A 3,671-nucleotide genomic window follows, 5' to 3' on the forward strand; every position below is an offset into this window, starting at 1 on the left:
GCCTGGCGGGCCGGCCGACGGCGAGCACGGATCGGCGACTTGACCCGGGGGTGACCACGGCCCGGGCCGGCGGCCCGTTCCTGGTCCGATCCCACTTCCCGCGAGGTGCGACGGCCTTCCTGCGAGGTGCGACGGCAGGCCGGGCGGGATCCTTCCGTGGCGCGCCGGCCCCGAGGGGGACGCGGTCCTCAGAGAGGAACAGGGCGGTAGACGGTGTACGAGCCGCTCACCAGGCGGGCGAGATAGAGCTGTCGTTGGGTGACCTTTCTGACGCCGTCGTTCTGGTGGATGAGCCAGGTGTCCCAGGGACCCGAACCGGTGAACGTGGCATTCCAGATGATGGCTGTGTGTCGCCCGGTGGGGCCGACCCCCCATGTCTTGGTGACATGGTTTTCGACCCATTGGAAATGGGCGTAGGCGAACTGGATGATATCGCCGTTCTGCCAGGTTCCCCATTGGGGTGGCCTCTGGGTTATCTCGGTGCCCCAAACGTAGTACGGGGGGTTGGAGAAGTTTCCTGGGCGTGCGTTCGCGTCCTGCAGTGCCGCGTTGACGAGATCGGTGCACTCGCCCCCGCCGACGGTCTGGCCCAGTCGGGAAGTGGCGAATTTCTGAACCGCGTCCCCGGTCGGGTTGTGCGGATAACTGTCGCGAAAGAGGGGGGTCGTCGAGCTGAATGTTCCCGGGTCCGTCGTGATCGTGCCGTGGGATTCCTCCGGTCGGACCCGCCTGGAGGATGCGATGTCGTCGGCCGACGTGCAGGAGACGATGTCGATGCTTCCCGTATTCCTCACATGCAGCACGGAAGGGCTGTCATCGCCGGAGCCGGTGCGGGATCGATTCACTATGTCGGCCACGTGGATCTCGTAGTAGGTGTCAAAATCAAGGCTGGGGTAAAGTCGTATGCTCTCGGCGCGTCGAGACGTTCCGACAAAACCCACCAATGACACCGTTCGCTCGAAAGAATCGAGCTCGTGATACAGTCTGGACACTATCGGATCGGGTTCTGTGTCGACTTCATGGTGGTTGGTGATCTCGTGCGTTGTCATGTGAGCTCCGCCTTTCAAGTCCGATCAAATCCAGGCGAGCAGCAAAAACTTTCGCTATAAACATTTTAATCAGTGGTCGGGGACTTGCATCCCGGGGCGGTGCGCTGACGGCTGCGAACGTTTCGCATGCTGTGCGGTTCCTGCGGTTCCTGCGGTTCCTGCGGTTCCGTAGGGCGTGGACGGCTTCGGCGAGGTGGCCGGCCCGATGGGGCGGTGGCGGAGTTCTCGCCGGACCCGCCGGAGCTTGGGCCGGCCGTTCGCCCGCACGCGTGGGCCGGGCCCGACGGGCCCCGCCGTCGACGACCCCGCTCGGGAACCTGTCACCCGCCGGCCGGGTGGTCGGCCGCCGCGGCGAGCAGCGGCAGGTAGTGCCGCATGTAGGGCGGGACCTTGAGGTCGAGGACCTCGTCGAAGGGGACCATGCGGACGGCCAGGCCCTCGTCGCCGAGCCGCAGGTCGCTTTCGGGGCCGTCCCAGGCGGCGTGCAGGACGCGGACGAGCGGGGAGACGAGCTCGTGCTGCGGGCCGGGTACCGGCCGCATCCGGGTGATGGTGATTCCGGCCTCCTCGCGGACCTCGCGGGCGGCGTTCTCCTCGGGGGTCTCGTCGGCCTCGCGCCATCCGCCGATCGGGGTCCAGTAGCCGGGCCAGGCGATGCCGGGCTTGTCGTCGCGGTGGTGCATCAGCAGCCGCCCGGCCGGGTCGGTGACGAGGACCATGACGCCCTCGAAGTCGCCGGCCGGGGCCGGGCGTTCGAGGTAGAGCGGGGTGCCGCTGCGGTGGGCGCGCAGGGCTTGCAGGAGCCGCCGGTAGCGGTCCGGGCCCATGTGGTCGTGCCAGTCGTGGGCGGTCTCGAAGCGCCATTCGGTGTGCTCCGCGGGGTCGAGGCGGATCCGGGCCTGCTGCTCGGCGGTGAGGACGCCGCCGTCGAAGACGTAGCCGCAGGCGGGGACGGGGAGCAGGCTGCCGGCCTGCTCGTGGACGACGGCGACCAGGCGCCGCCGGAGCACCTGCGGGTTCTCCGTGGCGAGGTCGAGGCCGAGTTCCTCCCGGGCCTCGCGCAGGGCGGTGGTGAACGGTGTCTCGCCGTGCTCGACGTTGCCGCCGGGGAAGTTCCAGACGCCGGGGTCGACGGTGGAGCGCAGCCCGAGGACGCGCCCCTGCGGATCGGTGACGAGGAAACAGCCGTAGGAGCCGGGCCGGGCGATGGTGGTGAGGTAGCCGCCGACCGGCCGCCAGCCGGGGAGGGCCAGGCGGCCGGTGAGCCATTCGATCACGGTGCGCTGCCCGTCGCTCGTGGGCGGCAGCCGGTCGGGGGCGGCCCACCGGTGGTCGTCGTGGCCGGCCGAGAGGAGGATCGCGGTGCCGTCCGGTACGACCGTGGTGAAGACGAACTGGCGCACGCGCAGGCCGCGCCGGTCGGTGAGGTCCAGGTGCCGCGCGTACTCCAGTGGCAGGCCGGCGAGTCCGGTCTCCTCGGCCAGTTCCCGTGCCGCGCCGGCGGCCACCGTCTCGTCGCCGGCCCGGCCGCCGCCCGGGTACTCCCACCGGCCGGGCGGGTCGTCGTGCGCGGCCCGGCGGATCATCAGGATCCGGCCGGAGGTGTCGCGGACCACCACGCCGACGCCGATCCGCTGGACGCCCTCGCGGCGGGCCAGGTCGGTCAGCACATTGAAGTCGATCACCGGAAGGGCTCCTCGCTGCAAGGTGGTGGGCGGGCGCGCAGTACTGCCGGTCAGGGGGGTTCGACAGTCAAGTCCGCTCCTGGGAGGGCGGGTTCAGGAATGGCTCGTGGGCGGTTCCAGGCGTCCGATGATGGTGCTGTTCGAATGCGGCTCGCAAGTGGATCCGGAGCGGGGGCGGGACGCTGTACGGGTGCTCGACCTCGAAGCGGGCATCGGCGGGCCGGCTGTCGGGCCTGTCGGACCCGGTCTCTAGGGTGGATCCGCACAGCAGCAGGTTCGATGGAGGCAGGGGTGACCGAGGTGCACAGTGACGTGCTCGTCGAGGCGGTCTACGGCGACGGGTGGGACTCCTCGAACCGTTCGACGGTCCGTCCGATCCCCCGGGCGGAGGCCGCCCGCCGGGACGCGGCGGGCGAGCCGTACGCCGTCGTGCTCGCCGCCCCCGGGCAGGAGCTTCCCGTCGCGGTGCTGCACGTCGCCTGGGCCGCGCACTACCTGGGCCTCTGGCGGTTCGACGGCTCGGGCCGCCGGGTGTTCGAAGCCGACCTGCGCAGGCTGGAGCCCGGGCGGCTGTTCCTGCGCCACCTGGCCGAATGGCAGTACGAGGAGGAGGACCTCCCCGAGCTCTCGGACAAGGCCCTGAGGCGGACGGTCGATCTCTACCCGAACGGGAAGAACAGTGAGGGCCGCTACCCGCGCGGCCGCGGCGGCGGATCGACGCGCACCCCGGTCGACCTGCCGGGTGAGCGGTGGTGGCTTCCGGTACCGGAATTCGGCTGCTGGGAAAGCCTGTTGGCGGAACCCCAGTTCGGGCTGCCGGGCCCCTTCGGGATCGCCCGGGAGGCCTCGGACACCGCGCCTGCGCCGGCCGTTCGGGCCGCGGAGCCCTTCGGCTGGCGGCCGGGGGCGCCGGCGGCCGCGCCCCGGCGCGACCGCC

Annotated in this window: 2 protein-coding genes and 1 pseudogene; 1 reads left to right on the forward strand and 2 read right to left on the reverse strand. The window is 70.7% G+C overall.

Going from position 1 to position 3,671, the window contains the following annotated elements; translation table 11 throughout:
• Nucleotides 1-188: 188 nt before the first annotated feature.
• Together ACFVHV_RS43460 and ACFVHV_RS43465 are read right to left on the reverse strand one after the other, a co-directional pair.
• Complete coding sequence (locus ACFVHV_RS43460; RefSeq protein WP_359913525.1) at nt 189-1,049, reverse strand: hypothetical protein; 861 nt, start codon at nt 1,047-1,049, stop codon at nt 189-191.
• A gap of 320 nt (nt 1,050-1,369) precedes the next feature.
• Complete coding sequence (locus ACFVHV_RS43465; protein WP_380359362.1) at nt 1,370-2,734, reverse strand: NUDIX domain-containing protein; 1,365 nt, start codon at nt 2,732-2,734, stop codon at nt 1,370-1,372.
• 291 nt (nt 2,735-3,025) lie between these two features.
• Here ACFVHV_RS43465 and ACFVHV_RS43470 point away from each other — a divergent pair.
• Nucleotides 3,026-3,671, forward strand: a pseudogene (locus tag ACFVHV_RS43470) (hypothetical protein); the annotation flags it as partial.

The sequence above is a fragment of the Kitasatospora sp. NPDC127116 genome (genome assembly GCF_042677365.1).
GTDB classification, from domain to species: Bacteria; Actinomycetota; Actinomycetes; order Streptomycetales; family Streptomycetaceae; genus Kitasatospora; species Kitasatospora lactacystinica.

Coding starts and splice junctions, on each gene's coding strand:
- ACFVHV_RS43460 (WP_359913525.1), bottom strand. CDS start 1,049: ATGACAACGCACGAGATCACCAACCACCATGAAGTCGACACAGAACCC.